Raw genomic sequence first — 21664 nt, forward strand, 5'->3', positions numbered from 1 at the left:
GACCCTTCGGTGCGTTCGACTTGCCGAACAGTGCTGCTACCGTTCATCATAACGATCATAGGTTCGGTAGGGCGAACAGGGAGGGGTGATCGAGGTGGTCGAATCAGCGTTCCGGGACCCCCTCGTCCGGGGAGCTCTGTCGATGGGGCTTGCCGTCGCCTTGATCGGGATCGCCTACGGAGCACTGACCGTCGACGGCGGTCTGCCGGTCTGGCTCGCCCCGCTGCTGGGGGTGCTCGTGCTCGCGGGTGCCTCGGAGATGCTGTTCGTCGGGCTCGCCGCGGGAGGAACCAGCCCGTGGTTGGCGATGGTGGCCGCGTTGCTGGTGAACACCCGGCACCTGCCCTACGGGATGGCCGTGCGACGGCTACTCGGCACTGGTTTCTGGCGGGTGGTGCGCACGCACGTGATGAACGATGAGTCCGTGGCCTACGGGCTCGCCCAACGTGACCCCGAGCGGGCCCGCCGGGCCTACACGATCGCCGGGCTCTCTGTGCTGGTCGGGTGGCCGGTGGGCGCGCTCGCCGGTGGGTTGCTCGGTCAGGTGATCGACCAGAGCGCCTGGGGGCTGGACGCCGTGTTCCCGGCGGTGATCCTCGCGCTGCTGCTTCCGGCGCTGCGCGAGTCCCGGCTGCGGGTGCCAGTGCTGGCAGCCGTGGTGGTCTCGGTGGCTGCCGCCGCGTGGGCGCCCACCGGTCTCGCACCGGTGCTGGGGTTGGTGGCGCTGCCGCTGTTGCTGCTTCGGAGGTGGCGTGATGCCTGAGTTGTGCACCGTCCTGCTGGCCGGGCTCGGCCTGGCGCTGGGCACCTTTGCCATCCGCGCCTCCGGCGGCGCGGCCGGCGGGCTGCTCGAGTCCCGGCCCCGGGTGCAGCAGTTGATGGAGGACGGTGCGGTGCTCGTGCTCGCCTCCGTCATGGCCACCACCGCCCTCACCGACGGCGTCGCTTTCGCCGGCTACGCCCGCCCGGCCGGCGTGGCGCTGGCTGGCGTGCTGGCCTGGCGCGGGGTGCCATTGCCGGTGGTGCTGATGGTGGCTGCCGCCGGCACGGCAGGGCTACGAGCGCTGGGGGCGGCCTGATACGCGCGCACGTTGGTGTGCTGACGGCCCCCGATCCGGTGTGCGGATCGGGGGCATCCGGGCTCGGAAGGGCTCCGCCCCGGCCGCTACTGTCGCTGTCGGCGCAGTTGGGTGAATACCAGGGCGATGCCGGCGCCGACCAACACGATCGCCGAGATGATCCAGGGGAGTACGTCGCCACCGGTCCGGCCGAGCTCAGCGGGAGCATCGTCGGCGGGGTTGGCCGTGCCCGGTACGCCTGGCTCGTTGGTGCCCGGCGCGCCCGGGTCGTCGGGGTCCTGCCCGGTGGGTTCCTCGGGGTCGGGATCCGGTGCGCCGGGTTCATCGGGATCCGGCTCCTCGGCGTCCGCGCGGGCGACGTTCGCGACGAAGGACTGGGAGGCCACGGGCGAAAAGTTGTCGGCGCCGGTGTAGACCGCCACGAGGTGGTACGTGCCGGGGGTGTCGAAGACCGGTGCGAGCTGTGCGACACCCTCGGCGTCGAGCGTCGTACTCGCGAGCAGATCCCCGCTCGCATCGCCTTCCCGCAACTCGACCGTGCCGCTCGGGGACGCGCTCGATGTCGTCAGGGTCGACGGGTCGAGCTCGGCACTCACGGAGACGGACACGGGAAGTGCTTCTCCTGCGATGGCCTCGGCGGAGGCGTCGACGTCGATCACGGTGCTCGCTCGCGACACCTCGTAGGTCACGGTGCCCGATGCATCGAGGCGGTGGTCGTCACCGACGAACTCGATGGTGTCGGTGTGCTCACCGGCGTCGAGACCGGAGACCACGAACTGGGCGACGCCGTCGTCGATCTCGACGGCCTCACCATCGCGCATCGCGGTGCCGGTCTCGATCTCCGGGCACAGCGCGCTCCCCGGATCGTTGTCGCACGCGCCGGGGTCGATCTCGGCGTAGAACCGCGCCGAGAACTCCACCGGCTCTGGGTACACCCACTCGCCGTCGGCCGGATCGGCCAGTGGCACCACGCGTACCGGTGCCTTCTGGACGGTCCGATGGAGCTCATCGGAGGTCGACGCGGCGTACCGCACCTCCGGGCTGTCGTATGACGCCGTCAGCGTGTAGTCACCGGCCGGCAGCGAGGTGTCGAGCGTGGCGATGCCCGCGATGTTCACCGCCGCGTTGCCGAGCTCGCGGGAAACGCCGTCCTCATCCACCGCCGTGAACGTGACGGTGCCCGCCAGGGGCTCGATCCCCACCTGCTCCTCGCGCGCCGTGTGCGAGAGCAGCCGTACCGGCTCGCCGTCGACGGGCCCGGAGTCGCGGATCGGACTGGACGCATCGAGCGAGGTTGTCGTGCCGATGACGTGTTCGTAGATCCGCACGATGCCGTCGTCGTTCGCATAGTTCGCCAACTGCGTCGAGTCGTCGAGAACCGCCCCGCCGCCGTCCGGCTCGGTCATCCAGAGCACACCGGGTTCGGGAATGGGAATGTCCCGGTAGCCCGAACCGAAGTCCGGCGCATACACCCGGGTGGTCAGCTCCTCGTCCGCCTCGGCGTCTGTGGTGCCCGGGTGCCGCACGAACTGCACGTCATAGTGGTGATTGGTGATGATGCTCGGGGGATCCACATTCGTCAGCGCGATCACCCCGTTGTTGACGATGGTGCCGGCGCCGGCGATCCGCCCGGCGCCGATCGGGTCCTCCACGGACCCCAGGATCTGCCCGGTCGGGCCGACGGTGAACTCGCCGTCGTCCCAGATCAGGTCGCCGTCGAAGATCGGGGTGCGGGTGTAGAGGGTGCCGTTGATGACGGCGTTTCCGTCTCCTGAGCCCCATGTGCCGCCGATCGCTGTGGCGCCACCTGCGGCGATCAGCGTGGCGTCCGGGCCGAGTGTGAGGTTGCCGCCGATCCCTCCGTTGGATCCGCCCACTGCTGCGGATTCCACCATGGTGCTGCTGGTGGCCAGGACGTAGGCGTGATCGGTGATGGTGACCGTGCCGCCGTTCCCGCTCACCTGGACGCCGCCGATGTCTCTGTGGAAGCCGCCGCCGATCGCGGCACCGTCGGCGGCTCGGGCGCGGACCGTCGCATTGCCCGTGATCTCGATCTCGCCGGCGTGGGTGTTCGCATGGCGGCTGCTGCCTCCGATAGCTGCGTCGCGGCCCAACGCGCCGCGGGCATACACACCGATGTCTCCGGTGATCGTCAGCTTCGCACCCAACGGCACGGCCAGACCCATGAACGCATCGAGCCACGTGCCCTCGCACTCGCGCTCGACGAGCGCGCTCATGTCGCAGCCCGGCCCCACGGTGTTGGTGATGGTCAAGTGATTGCCGGGTTCGACGATCATGCGCAATGAGGGCAACCAGCCGAATCCGCGCAGATCGAGGGTGAGATCGCACTGGACCCTGGCATTGGCGATGGAGTTGTCGTACTCGCCGCCGTCGCCCGGTACGACGATGCTCCCATCGAGGCAATCCGGGCCGAGGAGTTCGTGCGCCTCCTCCCAGGTGTCGAACACCCGGACCTCCGCGTCGAGCGGAGCGACCGCAGTCTCATCTGGTGAGGGTGGTGGGTCCTGCGCGTTTGCGCCGGAGGCCGGCGGAGCCATCGCGCCTGCGAAGACCGCCGCAGTCGCAGCGATGACGGCGAGTATCCGGGCACTTCGTCGCGCTGCAATCCGCACGAGTGACTTCTTTCCATGTCGTCGGTCTCGGAGCCCTCTACAGCCCTGATCTGGAGAATATCGTCCGTTTAACGATTGGACAACCGACTCGTGGGGTTCGTCACCTTGTGCCCCTACAACGCTGCCCCACGACGTCGCGAGTGGCTGAAGTCGCCTCGGCGGCCGTGTTCGACGTTCATTTCGTGTATCAAACCTGCCGTGGCCTGCTCTTGAGAGACGCCAACGGCTCCCGGTAAGGGCGGAGCCTGCCGATCAGAAGGAGTGGGCCGATGACTCATCAGGGATCCAGAAGGAGCACGGTGTGTGCGATGGCTGCGGCGATCGCGCTGGCCACAGTGGCCGGATGCAGTGTGGACAGTCTTATCGAGGAAGGTGTCGAGCGCGCCGTCGAAGAGGCTGCTGAGGCCGAGGGTGAGAACGTCGATGTGGATCTTGACTCCGAGGACGGTGGCTTCGTGGTGGAGAGCGACGAAGGCTCCTTCTCGGTCGGAGGTGATCTCCCGGATAGCTTTCCGGGTGAGGACATCCCCTTGATCGACGGCGAGATTCTCAGCGCGTCGGCGATGCAGTCCGACGGGGCGTCGGGATGGGCTGTTCAGATTCAGGCGACGGGTGCGGATGCGTTCGAGCGCGCTCAGCAAGCACTGGAGGGTGCCGGGTTCGGCGAGTCTGGGGAGTCCTTCTCGATGTCCTCCGGGGACCTGGAGATGGTGGGCCTCGACAACGGCCACTGGCAGGTGCTGCTGGCGTCGATCGAGGGCGAGGGCGTGGTCAGCTACACCGTCAACGAGATGTAGGAGGGCTGCCACACTCCGAGCTACGTGTGTCCGTCGGCAGACCCCGGTCCCAGACGAACCGGTAGTCTGAAGGGATGATATTTCCCCGGCGATGGAGGCGATCGAATGGCTGTATCCCGCGCTGATCGCCCACTGTCCGTTCGTAGTCGAACTCGAATGGTGCGACAAGAGGAAATAGCCTCCTACGTCCTCACCCACGGTGTCGCGACACCGAACGAACTCACCGAAGTCGTCGGTGCCAGCTTGATGACCATTCACCGAGACCTCGATGAACTCGCGCGACGGGGTTTGATCCGCAAGTTTCACGGCGGAGTTTCAGCAACGCCGTCGTCGGTTTTCGAGAGCAGTTCCGCGTTCCGGATGAAGGTGCAACCCGAGCACAAAGAAGCGCTAGCGGTGGAGGCGATGCAGCGCATCGAGCCAGGAATGTCCCTGATGCTCGACACCTCGACGACCAACCTGTTTCTCGCCCGCCATATCGCACGTGCCGGTCCCATGCAGTTGACGGTGATCACGAACTATGTGCCGATCCTGCAGACGCTCCGCGGCTGCGAGGACCTCGATCTGATCATCATCGGTGGTGCCTACAACGCGAACCACGAGTCATTCTTCGGAATGAACGCGGTAGAGATGGCCGAATCGCTCCATGTGAATCTCGCCATTCTCAGCACGTCATCCATGACCCCTCGCCTGACGTTTCATCAGGACCAGGACATCGTGACCATGAAGCGCGCCATGATGGATGCCGCGGATCGGCGACTGCTGTTGATGGACCCCACCAAGATCAAGCACACGGCGTTGCACCAATTGGCGCCGACGAGCGAGTTCGACGAGCTCGTGATCACCGACCCCGAGGACGCCGAGTTCATCCGATCCGTGGGCGAACACGTGCGCACCACGGTGATCGGTGTCGGCGGGGTCTCCTGACCGCCGGAGCCGGTACCAGGGTCAGCGACCTGTGCTGCTCCGGTAGAAGATCGTGCAGAGCCGGTCTGCATCGGGGCTCTCGTGCGCGCTCGTTGCGAACCCTGAGTACAGCCGTGCTGTGGCCCGAGACGTGTTACCCGAGCGCCCGGGGGGCGTGAGTGCCACGGCCAGTCCTTCCGGCTCGCGGCGGTGAAGGTCGAGACCGGAATGCTCGTCGGTGTGTGCGTCGACCTCACCGGTGCTCCACCGGAGCCGGGTCAACGCCGCATCGCCCATGCCCTCCGGTGGTGGCGGGTTCCCGGCACCATACTTGGTGCCTACCATCATGTAGAGGTGGTCGCCGAGGCTCGCGTACCCCTGGAAGACGCCGCTGACCTCGGCGGGTGTCCCGACGTCGAACACCGGCTCGTAGGTCGGCCGTTCCTGCTTGATGTGGGCCAGGTCGAACAGGGCGTACCGGAACTCTGCGTCACGGTAGTAGCGCATCACCAGGCGCTCGTTGGCCGGGTCGATGTTGCAGGTGGTCTGGGTGGCGCCGGCGATCAGTTCGCGGCGGTACAGGTCGGCATCCCGCTCGGCGTCGAGGACCGCACCGTCAGTGAAGGGGAAACGGGTCAGCCGGGAGCCGCGGCCATCCCCCGCGGCGTTCGGGAGGGTGTCGATCTCGGTCCAGAGGAAGACCTGATCACCGTCGCGCTCCAGCCCCATGGACACGCCGTGGCCGAAATGCTTGAGGTACATGTGCCCGAGGCGGTTGCCGGACAAGTCGAGCTTCGTCAGGGCGAGATCGCCCCGTTCGGTGCGGCGTGCGTAGGCTTCGTCACCTGGTTCGTCGCCCGGCAGCGGTGTGTTCGCCTGCACGATTTGAAGCACGTAGACGTGACCGGCGCGGGGGTCGACCGCGAAGGACTGCATCACAGTGCGTACGCAGGTGAGATATCTGTGGGTGAACAGCGCAGTTGCCGGTGCGGAGAGATCGATCGCGCCATCTGCTGGATCGGGGTGTGGCGGCCCGGCGGCGGCAGCCATCGACGGCGCCCCACCAAGTCCCGCCATGGCCAGCGAGGTCACGCCTCCGGCCCGTAGGAACTGCCTGCGGTTCATCCCTGTTGAACGGTGTGTCATCTCGATCCTCCTGATGTCGATCTGTCTGGGTTCAGGCGCCTCGTTCGCCGGCACCGACGTTGGCTAACCCGTGCGGTGTCACCGTGTACCCTGCAGCACTCACGATCCGCGGGTCATCGGTGGTGAAGCCGTCCGCCCCGATGTCGACGGTGCGGCGAACCTGATCCGGCTCGGTGATCGGCCACAGGTCTACGCGGAATCCACGTGTGTGTGCCGTCTCGATGAACTCCTCGGTGACCGCCTCGTATCCGACGAGGACGCGCCGAGCGCCGAGGCTGGCTGCCTCATCCAGCACGCCGGTTGTCGATTCCTTGCTGATGAGGCCCACGGTGGCCTCCGGGAGCCCGGCCGCCATCCTGCGCACCGAGTCCCGGTCGAAGGAGGTCGGACCAAGGCGATGCACGTCAGCAGGACGTGCGCGGAGGAGGTCCAACAGAGGGTCGATGACTCTTGGGTCCTTGATCTCGATCTGCAAGGAGATTGAGGTGGCATCCAGCAGCTCGATGAATGTCGGGATCTTCTCGCCGTTTCCCGCGTCGAGCTCGCGCAACTGGGCGAGGGTGAGCTCGTTGACCTTGCCGTGACCGTCTGTCGTTCGATCGACGGTCTCGTCGTGCATGATCACGATCTCGCCGTCCTTGCTCAGTCGCAGGTCGATCTCCAGCTCGTGGGTACCCACCTCGATGGCGGCGGCCATGGCGGCGAGGGTGTTCTCGGGGGCGAGTGCGGCGGCGCCGCGGTGGCCCACGATGAAACAAGGCACAGGGGTTCTCCTCAGGTTGTTCGAACGACTTGGGTTCTGGTTCACCCGAACCACTGCTCGTAGTCGTCCTGGACAGATTCAGCACCGTCGCGCAGCTGGGCGGCGACGTTGTCGAAGGTGGCACGAACATCTGTGCTCCCGTTGGAGAAGATCTCCTGGACGCCACTGATGATCGTCGCCGTCGAGTCGGTCACCATCTGCCGCACAGCGTCGGTGGGTTGGGAGATCTCGAGCTGCTCGGCTGCCGCGTTGAAGTTGGGGTCTGCGGCGAGGACCTCGGCCAGCTCCGGTTCGTCCCGGGCTGCTGCGACCACGGGGAGGTACCCGGTGCCCAGTGTCCAAGCCGCCGAACTGGCCGGGCTGCCGAGGTACTTGAGCACCTCGAACGCCGCTTCCTTGCGTTCGGCGGGCACGTTCTTGAACATCGAGAAGCCGTTTCCTCCGGTGGGTACCCCGTGGGTGGACTCCTGCGGAAGGAACGCCGCTCCGACCTCGAAGTCAGCCTCTTCGTAGATGCCCCGCAACGAACCGGTCGAACCGACGGTCGTGGCGACGACGCCGGCACCGAAGTCGGTGTTGGGGCTCTGCGCCAGATACCCGAAGTTGTCGTCGTGGATGAAACGCTGTGCCCACTCACCGGCCTCGACTGCTTCAGCGCCATCGATGTGGATCTCCAGCCCGTCCGAGATCCGGCCACCGAACTGCCAGATCATCGCCATGAACGGCCAGTCGTCGCCCGAGGAGAAGGCGTGGGCGGGCAACGCCTGGCCAGAGACCTGGAGCTGGTTCAACTCGGCTGCCCACTCGCGCAGCTCGGTCCACGTCTGCGGTCCCCGATCGGGGAGGCCCACCTCGGTGAAGTAGTCCTTGTTGTAGTAGAACAGCGGGGTGCTTCGCCCGAAGGAGATCCAGTACGTCGAACCCGAGGCGCTTCCTTCGTCGAATACCTGCCCGACGTAGGAATCGCTGTTGTAGTCGGCGGTGAAGTAGTCGTCCATCGGCTCAAGCACGTCGTTCAGCAGGAACCGCGGCCACCAGGTGTCCGCGAACATCGCGACGTCAGGGACGCTGCCAGCTTGCAGGGCGGCCGTGACCTTGGGGCCAGACTCCTCATAGCCGCCCTGGTACTGCACCTCCGCATAGATGTCGGTCTGCGACTCGTTGAAGCCGTCGATCAGCTCCTGGAGCTGCTCGCCATTCGTGCCGCCGGTGGCGCTCCAGAGCACCACGTTCATCTCCCGGTCGCGGTACTGCGAGGGCGCGCTGAAGTCGACCTGGCCGAGTTCGCCCTCCCCCGAGCTGATGTCGCCTGCGCAGGACGCCAGCAACGGTGCGCTCAGCCCGGCGGCGCCGAGCCCGAGGAAGGTGCGGCGGTTCGGCGTGAATCGTTCGATGGTCATGGGTGAGTCCTTTCTAGCGGTGAGACGACGGGAGGAGCGGTCAGCCTTTGACCGCACCCGACGTCAGGCCACGAGCGATGTGTCGCTGCGTGAAGAGGAAGAGGATGAGCATCGGCAGCGCAACGATGACGGTGCCGGCCATGATCTCGCCCCAGTCGTTGTAGCCCTCTTGTGAACGGAGGTAGAGCAACCCGATCGGGAGGGTGCGCATCTCGACTGTGTTGGTCACGATGAGGGGCCAGATGAAGTCGTTCCACATATCGACGACGGCGATCACTGCCACCGTGACGAGCATCGGTTTGCACATGGGAAGAATGATCTGGAAGAGGATGCGCAGGTGCCCAGCCCCGTCGGCCTTGGCGGCCTCGGTGATTTCCGTCGGTAGCGTCAGCATGTACTGCCGGAGCAAAAACATCCCGAAGACTGATCCGGCGCTGGGAAGGATGAGCCCCATGTAGGTGTTGATCCACCCCAAGTTGGCGACGGTGATGTAGTTGACGATCAAGGTCACGTTGTTCGGAACCATGAGAGAACCGAGCATCACGAGGAAGAGCACATTCTTGAACGGGAAGCGCAGAAACGTGAACGCGTACGCGGTGAATGTCGCGTTGATGAGCTTGATGGTGGCCCCGGCGGTGGTCACGATCAGGGAGTTGACGAGGAAGTTGCCGAAGGGTGCCGCATCCCATGCGTCCCCGAAGTTCTGAAAAACGGGCGGTTCGGGGAACCATTGTGGTGGGAACTGGTAAATCTCGGAGTTCTCCTTGAGTGCTGAGGAGAACAGCCAGTACACCGGCACCAGGAACGTCAGTGCGGCAACGATCAGTGCGATGTACAGGAGCGTGCGGCGCAACCTGCTGTCCGACATCGGTCGGCGCGAGCTGCTCTGCCGGTCTGGGGCGCTTGTCACGTCGTGGCGGCCTTTCTCGGACGCGCGCGTCTCGGTCGTGGTCACTGGTAATGCACCTTGCGCTGGGAGTACATGTTCTGGACGACCGTGATCACCAGGAGGATGGCGAACAAGATCATCGCCGACGCCGCAGCCCCTCCGGCGTCGGAGGCCTTGAAGGCTCGTTCGTACACGTACCAGGACAGGGTCGTGGTGGAGATACCTGGGCCGCCACCGGTCAGCACGGCGATGAGGTCGTATGCCTGAAAGGTGCCGATCGTGGTGATTACCGAGACGAAGAACGTCACCGGCGACAGGAGCGGCAGAGTGATCCTGCGAAAGATCGTCCATCGCCCCGCGCCGTCGATCCTGGCGGCCTCGTCGTACTCCTCCGGCAACCCCTGGAGGCCGGCGAGATAGACGATGGCGACGAAGCCCACTCCCTTCCACAGGTAGGCGATGATCAAGGCGGGCATCGCCCATTCGGCGTCGGTGACCCACCGAGGTGAGGTCGCCCCGAGTCCGGAGAAGACGAATCGGGAGAGCCCGTAGTTCGGGTCGAAGATGAACAGCCACAGGGTGGCGACTGCGGCACCGCTGATGACGTACGGCGCGAAGGCCGCGGTGCGGACCACGCCGCGCAACCGGAGCTTCTGGTTCAGCAGCAGTGCCAGGAGTAGTCCGAGGACGACGCTGCCGATGATCACGAAGACGGCGAAGTAGGCCGTGTTGGACAGCACCTGGTGAAACGCGCTGCTCGTGAACAGGTCGACGTAGTTGTCCAGCCCCACCCATTCTGGGGCGCCGGAGATCATGTTCCAGTCCGTCAACGACAGGTAGGCGTTGTACAGCACGGGCCAGTACTCGAACGTGGCGACCAAAGTGATGTTCGGGAGGAGGAGGAGGGCGAACAACGCGTACTCACGGCGGTTTCGCCGTCGCCGTCCTCGACGGCGCTCGCGCGAGTGGTATGCCGCCGGCTGGGGTGCCGATCGGTGCGACATCACGTCCTGGGGAGCCAACGACCATCTCCTCCTCGTCAGATCGAGATGCCTGCGCTGGCATCTCCACGGTGAGCGTATACCGATCAAGTGAGAGATGACAAGATAATTATCACAGTCGATGATCGCGGTGCCTCGCGCGATCCTGTCGCCCCAGTTCCGTGCGTATCGCCCAGGTTGGTGCGGTTCCTGCTCTATCGGGCGCAGCTTCGACCCGCCACTCCGGTAGTGTGGGCGGCAGAAGTGAAGGTGCTTCCGTGCACGGTTGGTGAGAAGATTTAACCAAACGGCGCAGTTGATGACACTGGAGGAACTGTGGACATCGTCTGGTTCAGTGAGACGACCCTGACCGAGCTCACCTTGCTGGGCCTGGCCTTCGTCCTGTCGGCGGCGATCGGCCTGGAACGTCAGCGCAGGCTGAAGAGCGCTGGACTGCGCACGCACACCCTGGTCGGGGTCGGTACTGCGGTATTCACTCTGGTCTCCGCCTACGGCTTCCAGGGGCTGACCGGTCCCGATGCGATCGTTGACCCCTCGCGTATCGCTGCCCAGATCGTCTCGGGAATCGGGTTCCTGGGGGCGGGGGTGATCTTCGTGCGTCAGAACATCGTCTCCGGGCTGACCACGGCGGCCTCGATCTGGGTGACTGCCTCAATCGGGATGGCCTGCGGAGCCGGCGCGCCGGCACTGGCGATCGTGGCGACGGTCCTCTACATGATCGCGGTGTGGGGACTGGGCAAACTCGGTCGAAGGCTGCGTGCTCGGGCACTCGACACCACCGTGCTGATTCGGTACCGCGAGGGGTTCGGTGCCCTCCGGAGGACACTGGCGCTCGCCGCTGAGTACGGGTTCGAAGCGCTTGTCGCCGAGAGTCGCAACACCTCCAAGGCAGGAAAGCCGGTGCGGGTGCAGGCCACGATCGAGCTGCGCTCGCAGAACAATGCCGACGTCGCCCCGTTTCTGTCCGCGGCAGCCGATGTCACCGGGGTGCGGTCGGTGGAGTTCGCCGACGTTCACAACGACTGATCTCACGTGCCCTCCGCTGCTCCTTTCCGGGCGGCTGCACGTATCCGACGGCGTGGAGTGATCTGCCGCCAGATGTGGCAGCAACTCACCCCAGACCGTCAATAGTCTCCCGAGACGATCTGGCCGGGCGAAACCTATGATGTGGGGTGAAGGAGGTGTCGCCCGTGCGTCGCATGCTTGGTGCCGCTGCTGCCGCCGCCGCTGCGCTGCTGCTGGCGGGCTGCGGTCCGTCCGGGGACGACCCCTCGCCAGAGCCGGATGTCACCACGGTCGAGCCGGATGAGCCCGCCGAACCCACCGATGACCCGGCAGGTGCAGACCCGCAGGAGCACTGGGACGAACGGTTTGCCGACCTCTCCGAGGAGGAGCGGGCCGCCGTCGACGACCTGGCCGAACGGCTCAGCGTGCGGTACTACGAGATCTACCCCGAACCGCTCGAAGAGGTCGCCTGGCCGGACGGTGCCCTTGGTTGTCCCCAGCCTGGCCAGTCCTACACCCAGGCAGTGGTCGACGGCTATCGCCTGATCCTTGAGTACCGCGGAGACATCTACGCTTATCACGCGGGCGAGAGCGGTGAGTTGAACTACTGCGCCGAGCCCGCCGAGCCAGTCGATGATGGTCGGGAGAGCCACTGACGGCGGCCCTGACGTGCCCGACCGGGCCGGTCGCTACTTCTGGCAACTTTCGTCAGGCGTTGCCTTCGACCGTGTAATGGCGTTCGATTCCCGCTGTGGCGCGACCCCACTCACTGGCGGCCACTCGCTCCTGATGTGCGCGGAATGCGGTGGCGTCGCGGAACAGCTCATCGACGTGCCAGACGTGCGGATCATCACTGCGATGTACCTCGAAGGACAGGCAGCCGGCCTCGGCGCGGGTGAGCGCGACGTGTTCCGGCAGGTACCGGAGTACGGTCGCGGCCTGGTCTGCGTCGGTGCAGACGAGCTGCCCGTTGAGGCGTACCTGCGACATGACTCTCCGATCCACGGCTACGAGCTTCACTTCGTCAGAGCACGGTATCGGTCATCGATGGCGTGACGGCGACGAGGGCGTGTGGCTCCGTCGCAACGGCCGTCACTCTCACCCGACGTGAGCGTGCTCATGGTGCGGAATGTCTCATCTGTGCGGTCGGTCGATCCCTGACGCGCCGGTAGAGTTGAGGCCGGAGGGTGCCAAAGTGACGTTGTACCAAGAGGCGGCCCGACGCCGCACCATCGCCGTGATTTCCCATCCGGACGCTGGTAAGTCCACCCTCACCGAGGCGTTGGCGCTGCATGCTCAGGTGATCGGGGAAGCCGGGGCTGTCCATGGCAAGGGCAACCGCAGTGGTGTGGTCTCCGACTGGCTCGAGATGGAACGCAAGCGCGGGATCTCGATCACCTCCGCTGCTTTGCAGTTCGCCTGGGGCGACCTGGTGATCAATCTCCTGGACACCCCCGGGCACGCGGACTTCTCCGAGGACACCTACCGGGTGCTCACCGCCGTGGATTGCGCCGTGATGCTGATCGACTCCGCCAAGGGGCTGGAACCGCAGACCTTCAAGCTCTTCGAGGTGTGCCGCAGGCGGCAGGTCCCGGTGATCGCCTTCATCAACAAGTGGGACCGGCCCGGGCTCGAAGCGCTGGAGCTGATCGACGAGATCAACGAACGACTCGATCGGGAACCGCAACTGGTGACGTGGCCGGTGGGGATCGGTGGTTCCGACTTCGGCCTGCTCGATGCTGCGACCGGCCACGTGCATGCCTACCGGAAGGCACCGGGCGGTGCGCAGCTCGCCGAGGACAACTCTCTTGACGCCGCCGCAGCACGTGAGCACTTCGGCGATGAGGACACCCGCGCCCGCGAAGAGGCGGAGCTGCTCCCGGCACTCGACCCGGAGGCGCCGAAAGCCACGGTGATGCCCGTCCTGTTCGGAGCGGCCCTGGGCAACATCGGCGTCCGGCAACTGCTGGAGACCGTTGAGCGTTGGGCGCCCGCGCCCCACGACCGCCCGACCGACAGTGGGGAGGAGCGCGAGGTCGACTCGCCGTTCTCCGGGTTCGTGTTCAAGATGCAGGCCGGGATGGATCCCAAGCACCGCGATCACGTCGCCTACGTGCGGGTCTGCTCGGGCACCTTCGAACGCGGCATGATCCTCATCCATGAGCCCACCGGTCGCTCGTTCGCCACCAAGTACGCCCTGTCGATCTTCGGCCGGGACCGGGAGGTGACGGACCTCGCCTACCCGGGGGACGTCGTCGGGCTGGTGAACGCGGCGAACCTGGCCGTGGGCGACACCCTCTACGACGCCGCCGGACCGGCCGTGACGTTCCCGCCGATGCCGGTCTTCGAGCCGGAGCATTTCGCCGCAGCCCGGGTTGCGGACCCGAGTGATTCCAAGAAGTTCCGGCGCGGGATGGACAAGCTCGTGCAAGAGGGTGTGGTGCAACGCCTCGTCTCCGAGCTACGCGGCGACGGGAACCCGATCCTCGCCGCTGTCGGGCCGCTGCAGTTCGAGGTGGCCTCGCACCGGATGGAGCATGAGTTCGGTGGCCGGATCGTGCTGGACGCCCTCCCGTACTCCGTCGCCCGGCGGGTGAGTGCCGAGGACGCAGCCACGATCTCGGGAGTCTCCGGCGTGGAGATCGCCCGCCGGCACGACGGCGTCTGGCTCGCCCTGCTGCGGGACATCTACTTGGCCCGGTCGATCGGGCGGACCCATCCGGACGTCACCCTGCATTCTCTGCTCGCCGACGCCTCCTGAGGCCTCGCGGACACACCTTCCACACGTCGACAGAGGGAGGAAGGTGTGTCCGTCTCGGGAGGGTAGGTCGGCGCGAGTGGGTCTACGCCTCGATGGAGGAGCCCACGGGCAGGACTGGCTTGAGGGTGTAGCGCGAGTTGCCCCACGCCGTGTACAGCAGCGGCGTCGCCGCCAGACCGACGGCGAGGGCTGGGTGTGCCACGAAGAGTCCCGCGAGCAGGCCGAGCACCAGGAAGGACACCAGCGTCAGGTACCAGCGGCGCACCCCCAAGTAGACCGAGGCGCGCAGCACGTCGCGCAGCCGGGCCTCGGGCCGCTCCACGCTTGCCACCAGCGCGAGCAGCGCCGTGGCGGTGGCGAGTACGAGCAGCACCACCAGCACAGGCGTCAGCACGGCGCCCAGGCGAGAGCCCCACAGGGCGAGGACATCCACGGCCAGTACCACCGCCGTCGCGGTCCACATCGCCGCGATCGCCAGGGATCGGCGCAGGTGCACCGCCCAGGCACGCCAGAAGGTGCGGATCACATCGGTGCCGTGGGTGCGGGAGTAGTGCAGGAAGACGGCGAAGGCGGCGGTGAGCGCGGGTGTGGCCAGCACACCCGCGCTCAGCAGGGCGGGCCAGGAGGTGACCGGGTCCGTGCTGATCAGCAGCACCACCAGCGGCAGCGCACCGACCAGCAGCATCGCGTTGGTGCCGAGCACCAGGTACCCGATGCCGATCACCATCTCCCAGGTCTCGGCGGAGGGCCTGCGCAGCCGCGTCCTGGACCTGTTCGATGGCGCCACGGTGGCCATCATCAACCCTTGAGCCCGGATGTGGCGATGCCCTGGACGAAGTACCGCTGCCCGAGCATGAAGATCAACGCGATCGGCAGCACGGAGATCACCGAGCCGGTCATGATCAAAGCGTACTCAGCGTTGTACTGCGAGACGAAGGATTTCAACCCGATCTGAATCGTCCAGATGTCCCTGTCGCGCAGGTAGATGAGCGGGCCGAGGTAGTCGTTCCAGGTGTTCACGAACGTCAGCAGCGTCAGGGTGGCCACGGCCGGACCGGAGAGCGGCAGCACGATCTTGCGCCAGATCGAGTACTCGGACAGCCCGTCGATCCGGGCTGCCTCGGAGAGCTCCTCGGGGATGGACTCGTAGTACTGCTTCATCAGGAACACCCCGAATGCGCTGAACGTCTGCAGCGCGAGGATGGACCATAGCGTGTTCGACAGACCCGCCTTCGAGAGCATGATGAACTGCGGGATCATGTACGCCTGCCACGGCACTGCGATCGTGCCCACGTAGGTGAGGAACAGCACGTCCCGGCCCGGGAACCGCACCTTGGAGAATCCGTACGCGGCGAAGCTGCCCGTGAGGACCTGCAGGAAGGTCACGCTCACCGAGAGGATCAAGGTGTTCTTGACCCAGTTGAGCATGTCCGCCTTGGCCCAGATATCCAGGTAGTTGCCCCACACCACCGGATCCGGGAGCCACTGGATCGGCACGGAGAACACCTGGTTGTTGGTCTTCAGCGAGGAGGTGACCATCCAGAAGAACGGCAGCATGATCGCGGCGGCGGCCACGATCATGGCCGCGTACAGCACCACGCGTGCGACGATCCTGCGCCCCTGCTTGGGATCCTTGCGCAGTTGCGGGGCGTTCGTGCTGGGGCGATCGAGGGTGACGGTAGCCATCAGACCTCCCTCCTCTTGTTGAGCAGGAACTGCACCACCGTGAGGGCGAGGCAGATGAAGAACAGCACCACGGCCACGGCCGAGGCGTACCCGAAGTCGTTCTCCTCGAAGCCCTTGCGGTAGATGTACTGGGCGAGCACGAGCGTGGAGGTGCCGGGGCCGCCGTCGGTCATCACCAGGATCAGATCGAGGATCTTGAAGCTCTGGATGGTCAGGATCACGGTCACGAAGAACGTGGTGGGCCGCAGGCTCGGCACGGTCACGTTCCAGAACCGCTGGATCGCGTGAGCGCCATCCACCCGGGCCGCTTCATAGAGCTCGCGCGGGATGGCCTGCAGCCCGGCGAGGAACAACAGCATGTAGTAGCCCATCTCGCGCCACACGCTGACCAGCACGATCGAGGGCATCGACCAGGTGGCGGAGGTGGTCCAGCCGGGTGGGTTGTCGATCCCGAGGGCCATCAGGAACTGGTTGATCGGCCCGGAGTCGGGGGAGAACAGCATGTTCCAGACCACGGCGATGGCCACGATCGAGGTGATGTAGGGGAAGAACGCCACCGTGCGGAAGAACGCGATCCCGCGCATCTTGTGGTTCAGCAGCAACGCCAGGCCGAGGGAGGCCGCCAACGTGAGCGGGATGTGCATCACCGCGTAGTAGGCGGTGTTGGCCAGCGCCGTGTGGAAGGTGCCGTCGGTGATCAGCCGCTGGAAGTTCTCCAGGCCGATCCAGTTGGCCTGCCCGAATGCGTTCCACGAGGTGAACGCGAGGTAGAACAGGATGACCACCGGCGTCAGGGTGAGCACCGCGAATCCGATGAAGTTCGGGAGGATGAAGGTCCACCCGATGAATGTTCGGCGCAGGGTGAGCCGCCTGGAATTCCGGCGCGGCGGTGGCGTCGGGGCTGCGGCTACGTCCACGGCTGTGGTCGCCATGGTTCTCCTCGTTGATCAGTGGTGCCGACCGGCCGGCGATGGACGCACCGGCCGGTCGGCTCCGGGTATGGGGTGGGCTGGCTCAGCCGAGAACTTCGGACTGGGCCCGGTCCATCGCCTCAGCAATGCCGTCGGCCGGGGACACCGTGCCGGCGAGGATTGCCGAGTGCGCATCATTCAAAATGTTCTGCAGTGCGGCGGTCTCCGCTGCCACCGGGTTCTCCGGGAGCACCTCGTGCGTGGAGAAGGCGAACTGTGAGGTCTCGTCGGTGGGGATCCCGTCGATCGAGAAGTAGGTCTCGGTCACCGCGTCGCTCGTGATCGCCGGGGTGATGCCGATCTCGGCAAGCGCGGCAGCGGCGTCCTCACTGGCCACGAAGGCGAGGAAGTCCTGGGCGGCCGCTGCCGTGTCGGCGTCCACCGCCGGGTTGATCCCGATCCCGGTCGGGTCGGCGAAGGTCACGGGCATGTCCGTGGTGCTCGAGTCCACCTGCGGTGCCGGGGCGAAGCCCCAGTTGAACTCATCGGCGTCACCGCTCTCCTGCTGGGCGAGCAGGGTGGCCACGTACCAGGAGCCCATCGGCATCATCGCGGCCTCTTGGGTGCCGAACTGCGCCTGGTAGGTCACCGAGTTGGTGGTCACGGCGCCGAAGTCCATCTGCGCGCCGGCGTCCTGCAGTGCGACGACGCGCTCGTAGAAGGGCACCAGGTACTCCCACTCACCGGAGAGCAGATCGGCGTCCGGGACCTGAGCGTTCGCGAAGCCCTGCAGGGTGGACTGCCAGCTGTGCTGGTAGGTGCCGAGGGCGTCGCTACCGGAATCGGCGAGTGCGGTGGTCAGCTCCTCGGCGGTCGCGGCGTAGTCGTCCCACGTCCAGGAACCGTCCGGGTACTCGATCCCGGCCTCATCGAAGAGGTCCTTGTTGTAGTACAGGTACCAGGCATCCTGACGGTACGGAATGGCGTAGGTGGCACCGTCCACGGTGTAGGCGTCCATCCCGGTCACCTCATCGCTCACGCCCGAGGCCACCTCGGACAGGTCGAGCAGCTGGTCGCCGTCCTGGTAGGTGAAGAAGTTCTTCAGGTTCTTCAGCACGTACATGTCGGGGGCGGACCCGGCGGCCAGGTCGGCGATCATCTGGGTGTCGTACTCGGTGGCGTCGTACTCCTTGAGTTCGACGGTGATGTCCGGGTTCTGCTCCTGGTAAGCATCGGCGAGCACCTGGAACTCCGGGGTGGTGCTCAGGCTCCACCCGGCCAGAGTGATGGTGTCGACGGCGGACGCGTCGCCACCGCCGTCGCCGCCGTTGCTTCCGCCGTCGGCGTCACCGCTGCATGCGGTGAGCGTGAGCGCTGCGGCAGCGAGTGCCGCTGCGCCAGTCAGTAGTGTGCGCTTCATTGCGTGATCCTCTCCTCGAGGTCTCGTGCCCGGATGGGCGTGGTTGTGCTGGAGTCAGATGGTCCGCCATCGGCCCGGTCAACGATGTTGTCCAGGATGACGGCAGTACCGGTGCCGTCCGCCCACTCGATCCGGGCGTGACCCGCATCGATGTGGACGGAGGGGATTGCGGGCAGGCGGCCGATACCGGCCAGACCGAGTGCCAGGGCGTACCAGCCCGGGGTCGGTGAGCTGGTGAGGATGGCGACGCACGCGTGGGCGCCGAGCGGGGAGGCATCGTCGTGGTGGTCGGTGCGAACCGACGTCCATCCGCGCAGACCGTGCAGGCCGGCGGAGTGCGTGCGGGTCACCAGGGTGGTGCCGACGGCGGAGGCAGAGTTGTCCGAACCGGCCCCGTTGGTCTGTTCGTCCACCACGCCGGAGTCGTCTGCCAGGGCCCAGCCGCCCGCCTCGAGAGCTGTGGCGTCTGGAGAGGGGTCGTCCAGGTGCACCAGCCGGACCTCCCACGCCCCGTGCAGCACCGAGATCGTGGTGATCGTGCCGGCGTCGGTGGCCTCGCCCTGGGCGCCGGAGCCGTGCAATTGCTGCTCGTCGGCCGGGCGGATCCAGTGGGCGCGGGCTCGGGAGGCGGCAATGGCGGTGGTGCTCGCTGTGTTGTCGACCGGAAGAGTGAGCATCCCGCTGCGGTGGCTGCGCCGCCCCGCGGCATCGGTGAGTACCACGGACTGGTCCCGCGGCGCCTGCCAGGAGGCGGCGTCCAGGAGCGGGAAGGTGGCGGTGGAGTAGCCGAGGCGAGCGTAGAGCGGGGAGTCACCGCCGGTGCTGCCGGCGAGGGCATGGTCGGTGCCGTGGTTGCTCACCCGCACCACGCCGTCGGCAGCGGTTCCGCTGACCACCCAGCCCGGGGCGGCGATCGAACGCACCACATCGGCCGATTCGTGCGGCAGCTCCTCCTCGGGAGCGCTCCACACAGGATGATCGGCAGGCAGGGCCAGACCGAGCAAGCCCTTGCTGGCCCAGTAGGGGGATCCAGTGCCGGAGTAGGACTGGGCGAGGGCGCGCCAGGGCCGGTGCCAGCCGAGGTCGAGCAGACCTCGATCGTTGGGCACGTGCTGGGCGAAGTGATCCACCATGCCCAGAGCGGCGCGGCGCAACTGACCCAGCGGGACGGAGGGGACCTGTGCGAGGGCACCCACCCAGTACGGGGCGGCAGCGGCGAACCGGTAGATCAGGCTGCGACCCTGGATCAGCGGGGTGCCGTCAGTGCCGACCAGGTGCACGGCGTCGGCGAGGAACCGGTCCAGGCGTTCGGCGTCCAGGGTGGCGCGGGGCTTGGCGAGGTCGGCGGCACCGGACATCTGGGCCCACAGCGTGGGGAAGAGGTGCATCGCCCAGCCGATGTAGTGGTCGTAGGAGCGCTCGTCGCCGTCCCGGTACCAGCCGTCCTGCTCGTAGAACTCATCGTGCAGGGCCAGGTCGGCGCGGATGTCATCGAGACGGTGCGGGCCGCCCACGGAGCGCAGGAACGTCTCCACGCTCACGCGGAACCAGAGCCAGTTGCACCGGGGGTAGGTGTCATCGCCCACCACTTCGGCGAGGTAGTCGACGATCTGTTCCTGGACCACCGGGTCGAGGTGGTTCCAGAGCCACGGGCGGGTCATGTCCAGGATGAGCGCGAGCGAGGCGGCTTCGACCTTTGCCTGCGGGTGCTCAGTGGGCCGGACCCAGCGTTCAGAGCCGTGGGGGTCGGTGCCGGCTGCGAAGCCGCGAGCGTAGCGCTCGAGCAGGTGGTTCGGGTCGGCACCGCGTTCCCCTGTCACCCGGAATCCGGCGAGCAGGAAAGTGCGGGCGAACCCTTCGAGGCCGTCCACGGCGGTGCCGTATCCGCCCGGGGAGCCGGGGAGGGTGATCAGTGATCCGGCAGGGGAGCGGTACGGCTCGACGGCGGCCAGCAGGCCGTCCGCGAACGCGGCCAGGTCCTCCCGCCCCCGCACGCGAGTGCGGTCAATCTCGCTCATTTCGCGAGATGTTCCCGAGATGTGGGGCACTCGCGAGCGATCGAGTGCGGTCTCGTCGCGGCGGCTCATGCGGACACCTGCGCACTCTCGTCGGTGACGGCACCGGGTACCGGTTGACCGGCGACGAACGCCTCCAGACCATCAAGGGTGAACTGGGTCAGTCGCCGGGTCTCGGTGCCGAGGGATCCGGCCAGGTGCGGGGTGACGGTGACGTTCGGCAGTGCGAGCAACGGGTGCCCGGCGGGCAGCGGCTCCGGGTCGGTGACGTCGAGGATCGCGTCCAGTCGGCCACTCGCGCACTCCGACAACAGCGCTTCGTGGTCCACAAGCGCACCCCGGGCGGTGTTGATGAGGGTGCCCCCGGCAGGCATCTGCGCCAGCTGGTCGGCGCCGATCATCCCCTGCGTTTCCGGCAGCAAGGGTGCGTGCAGGGAGAGGATCTCCGACTGGGCCAGCACCACGTCCAGCGGGGCGAGTTCGCCGCCCAGCCGGCGCACCTCGGCCGGATCGGCCATCGGATCGGCCACCAGGATCGGGCCGTGATCGAGCACGCGGAGCAGCTCGAGCACACGGCGGCCGATCTTCGAGAACCCGACCAGGCCGATCCTGCGGCCGTGGTTGGACAGCTGGGAGGTCTCGAACGAGGACTCCCAAGTACCGGGGTTCAGGCGTCCCTCGGCGGCAAGTGGGAGGGCCCGCTTGCCCGCGAGGATCACGGCAGCGAGTGTGTACTCCGCAACGGGGACGGCGTTCTGCTCGGCAGCGGTGGCCACGGCGATGCCACGCGAATGCACGCTCGGCGGGAGCAGGGCGCGCACACTTCCGGCGGCGTGCAGCACGGCGCGCAGCCGCGGCATCGCGTCCAGGTCCGTATCGGTGATCGGCGGGCATCCCCACGAGGTGAGCAGCACCTCCGTGAGCGCCAACCGCTCCGGCCCGACGGCGGCCAGGTCAGGTATGTAGGCGGGGTCGCCAAGGGTGGCGAGGGATTCGAGCCGGTGGTACTCCTCCGGGCCGAACTGTCGCTCGAAGGTGCCACGCGCCATCACCAGGGTGGTGTGGGGGCGGATGGTCGCCACGGCAACTCCTTCGATGCTGATCGAAAAACAATCAAAACGCTCTGTTACGATCGCTCACAGTAGATTCGATCATAAGGACTGTCAACCAGCGCGGCGTGGCGGCAAGCGTGCGATGGTGTGCGGCCGACTGTCTACGCTGGCACGAGGCGCGGAACACATGACAAAGGGGC

General features: G+C 66.6%; 20 protein-coding genes. 7 read left to right on the top strand and 13 right to left on the bottom strand.

Annotated features, from left to right (window positions below; all coding sequences use genetic code 11):
• Positions 1–85: 85 nt before the first annotated feature.
• Positions 86–763: an AzlC family ABC transporter permease gene (locus tag LQF10_RS01190; protein WP_231065687.1), complete on the top strand. Its 678-nt coding sequence runs from the start codon at positions 86–88 to the stop codon at positions 761–763.
• The gene (locus LQF10_RS01195; protein ID WP_231065688.1) at positions 756–1079 is read left to right on the top strand and encodes an AzlD domain-containing protein; all 324 of its coding nucleotides are present in this window, start codon (positions 756–758) and stop codon (positions 1077–1079) included. Before LQF10_RS01190 ends, LQF10_RS01195 begins: the two co-directional genes overlap by 8 nt.
• An 86-nt stretch (positions 1080–1165) precedes the next feature.
• On the opposite strand, the gene LQF10_RS01200 is transcribed toward LQF10_RS01195, so the two are convergent.
• Entirely contained in the window at positions 1166–3712 is a 2547-nt protein-coding gene (locus LQF10_RS01200; protein WP_231065689.1) for an Ig-like domain-containing protein, read from the bottom strand.
• Between the two features lie 269 nt (positions 3713–3981).
• Here LQF10_RS01200 and LQF10_RS01205 point away from each other — a divergent pair, with 269 nt between their 5' ends.
• Together LQF10_RS01205 and LQF10_RS01210 are read left to right on the top strand one after the other, a co-directional pair.
• Positions 3982–4509: a hypothetical protein gene (locus LQF10_RS01205; protein ID WP_231065690.1), complete on the top strand. Its 528-nt coding sequence runs from the start codon at positions 3982–3984 to the stop codon at positions 4507–4509.
• 156 nt (positions 4510–4665) lie between these two features.
• Complete coding sequence (locus tag LQF10_RS01210; protein WP_231065691.1) at positions 4666–5436, top strand: DeoR/GlpR family DNA-binding transcription regulator; 771 nt, start codon at positions 4666–4668, stop codon at positions 5434–5436.
• 21 nt (positions 5437–5457) lie between these two features.
• On the opposite strand, the gene LQF10_RS01215 is transcribed toward LQF10_RS01210, so the two are convergent.
• From LQF10_RS01215 to LQF10_RS01235, 5 genes are read right to left on the bottom strand one after another with little or no spacing between them, the layout of a single operon-like run.
• On the bottom strand, positions 5458–6561 hold the full coding sequence (locus LQF10_RS01215; RefSeq protein ID WP_231065692.1) for a phage baseplate protein: 1104 nt from the start codon (positions 6559–6561) through the stop codon (positions 5458–5460).
• 31 nt (positions 6562–6592) lie between these two features.
• Complete coding sequence (locus LQF10_RS01220; RefSeq protein ID WP_231065693.1) at positions 6593–7324, bottom strand: glycerophosphodiester phosphodiesterase; 732 nt, start codon at positions 7322–7324, stop codon at positions 6593–6595.
• Between the two features lie 41 nt (positions 7325–7365).
• Complete coding sequence (locus tag LQF10_RS01225; protein ID WP_231065694.1) at positions 7366–8724, bottom strand: ABC transporter substrate-binding protein; 1359 nt, start codon at positions 8722–8724, stop codon at positions 7366–7368.
• Positions 8725–8764: 40 nt separating this feature from the next.
• Entirely contained in the window at positions 8765–9679 is a 915-nt protein-coding gene (locus tag LQF10_RS01230) for a carbohydrate ABC transporter permease (RefSeq protein ID WP_231065695.1), read from the bottom strand.
• Complete coding sequence (locus tag LQF10_RS01235) at positions 9676–10635, bottom strand: carbohydrate ABC transporter permease (protein ID WP_231065696.1); 960 nt, start codon at positions 10633–10635, stop codon at positions 9676–9678. Before LQF10_RS01235 ends, LQF10_RS01230 begins: the two co-directional genes overlap by 4 nt.
• 294 nt (positions 10636–10929) lie before the next feature.
• Here LQF10_RS01235 and LQF10_RS01240 point away from each other — a divergent pair, with 294 nt between their 5' ends.
• A complete protein-coding gene (locus tag LQF10_RS01240; protein WP_231065697.1) occupies positions 10930–11640 on the top strand; it encodes an MgtC/SapB family protein in 711 nt (236 codons plus the stop codon).
• 173 nt (positions 11641–11813) lie between these two features.
• Positions 11814–12275: a DUF8738 domain-containing protein gene (locus LQF10_RS01245; protein ID WP_494338042.1), complete on the top strand. Its 462-nt coding sequence runs from the start codon at positions 11814–11816 to the stop codon at positions 12273–12275.
• Between the two features lie 52 nt (positions 12276–12327).
• Here the strand turns inward: LQF10_RS01245 and LQF10_RS01250 are convergent, their stop codons facing one another.
• Entirely contained in the window at positions 12328–12609 is a 282-nt protein-coding gene (locus LQF10_RS01250) for a putative quinol monooxygenase (protein WP_231065699.1), read from the bottom strand.
• A gap of 139 nt (positions 12610–12748) precedes the next feature.
• Between LQF10_RS01250 and LQF10_RS01255 the strand changes: the two genes are divergently transcribed.
• Positions 12749–14380 (top strand): peptide chain release factor 3, encoded by a 1632-nt coding sequence (locus LQF10_RS01255; protein WP_435531422.1) that lies wholly within the window; start codon positions 12749–12751, stop codon positions 14378–14380.
• 82 nt (positions 14381–14462) lie between these two features.
• On the opposite strand, the gene LQF10_RS01260 is transcribed toward LQF10_RS01255, so the two are convergent.
• The 6 genes from LQF10_RS01260 to LQF10_RS01285 all read right to left on the bottom strand — a co-directional run bounded on the left by LQF10_RS01260 (position 14463) and on the right by LQF10_RS01285 (position 21494).
• The gene (locus LQF10_RS01260) at positions 14463–15107 is read right to left on the bottom strand and encodes a DUF624 domain-containing protein (RefSeq protein ID WP_231065701.1); all 645 of its coding nucleotides are present in this window, start codon (positions 15105–15107) and stop codon (positions 14463–14465) included.
• 71 nt (positions 15108–15178) lie between these two features.
• Entirely contained in the window at positions 15179–16066 is an 888-nt protein-coding gene (locus tag LQF10_RS01265; protein WP_354002613.1) for a carbohydrate ABC transporter permease, read from the bottom strand.
• The gene (locus tag LQF10_RS01270; RefSeq protein ID WP_231065702.1) at positions 16066–16998 is read right to left on the bottom strand and encodes a carbohydrate ABC transporter permease; all 933 of its coding nucleotides are present in this window, start codon (positions 16996–16998) and stop codon (positions 16066–16068) included. The genes LQF10_RS01265 and LQF10_RS01270 overlap by 1 nt, the downstream gene beginning before the upstream one ends.
• 82 nt (positions 16999–17080) lie before the next feature.
• A complete protein-coding gene (locus LQF10_RS01275; RefSeq protein ID WP_231065703.1) occupies positions 17081–18397 on the bottom strand; it encodes an ABC transporter substrate-binding protein in 1317 nt (438 codons plus the stop codon).
• A complete protein-coding gene (locus tag LQF10_RS01280; protein WP_231065704.1) occupies positions 18394–20415 on the bottom strand; it encodes a DUF2264 domain-containing protein in 2022 nt (673 codons plus the stop codon). Before LQF10_RS01280 ends, LQF10_RS01275 begins: the two co-directional genes overlap by 4 nt.
• Positions 20416–20480: 65 nt before the next feature.
• Positions 20481–21494 carry a hydroxyacid dehydrogenase gene (locus LQF10_RS01285; protein ID WP_231065705.1) on the bottom strand — a complete coding sequence of 338 codons (1014 nt, stop codon included), beginning with the start codon at positions 21492–21494 and terminating at the stop codon, positions 20481–20483.
• Positions 21495–21664 lie beyond the last annotated feature (170 nt).

Origin of the sequence: Ruania halotolerans, assembly GCF_021049285.1 — a bacterium.
Lineage (GTDB): Bacteria > Actinomycetota > Actinomycetes > Actinomycetales > Beutenbergiaceae > Ruania > Ruania halotolerans.

Coding starts and splice junctions, on each gene's coding strand:
- LQF10_RS01275 (WP_231065703.1), bottom strand. CDS start 18,397: ATGAAGCGCACACTACTGACTGGCGCAGCGGCACTCGCTGCCGCAGCG.
- LQF10_RS01215 (WP_231065692.1), bottom strand. CDS start 6,561: ATGACACACCGTTCAACAGGGATGAACCGCAGGCAGTTCCTACGGGCC.
- LQF10_RS01255 (WP_435531422.1), top strand. CDS start 12,749: ATGTCTCATCTGTGCGGTCGGTCGATCCCTGACGCGCCGGTAGAGTTG.
- LQF10_RS01245 (WP_494338042.1), top strand. CDS start 11,814: ATGCTTGGTGCCGCTGCTGCCGCCGCCGCTGCGCTGCTGCTGGCGGGC.
- LQF10_RS01205 (WP_231065690.1), top strand. CDS start 3,982: ATGACTCATCAGGGATCCAGAAGGAGCACGGTGTGTGCGATGGCTGCG.
- LQF10_RS01210 (WP_231065691.1), top strand. CDS start 4,666: ATGGTGCGACAAGAGGAAATAGCCTCCTACGTCCTCACCCACGGTGTC.
- LQF10_RS01265 (WP_354002613.1), bottom strand. CDS start 16,066: ATGGCTACCGTCACCCTCGATCGCCCCAGCACGAACGCCCCGCAACTG.
- LQF10_RS01260 (WP_231065701.1), bottom strand. CDS start 15,107: ATGGTGATCGGCATCGGGTACCTGGTGCTCGGCACCAACGCGATGCTG.
- LQF10_RS01270 (WP_231065702.1), bottom strand. CDS start 16,998: ATGGCGACCACAGCCGTGGACGTAGCCGCAGCCCCGACGCCACCGCCG.
- LQF10_RS01250 (WP_231065699.1), bottom strand. CDS start 12,609: ATGTCGCAGGTACGCCTCAACGGGCAGCTCGTCTGCACCGACGCAGAC.
- LQF10_RS01280 (WP_231065704.1), bottom strand. CDS start 20,415: ATGAGCGAGATTGACCGCACTCGCGTGCGGGGGCGGGAGGACCTGGCC.
- LQF10_RS01225 (WP_231065694.1), bottom strand. CDS start 8,724: ATGACCATCGAACGATTCACGCCGAACCGCCGCACCTTCCTCGGGCTC.
- LQF10_RS01195 (WP_231065688.1), top strand. CDS start 756: ATGCCTGAGTTGTGCACCGTCCTGCTGGCCGGGCTCGGCCTGGCGCTG.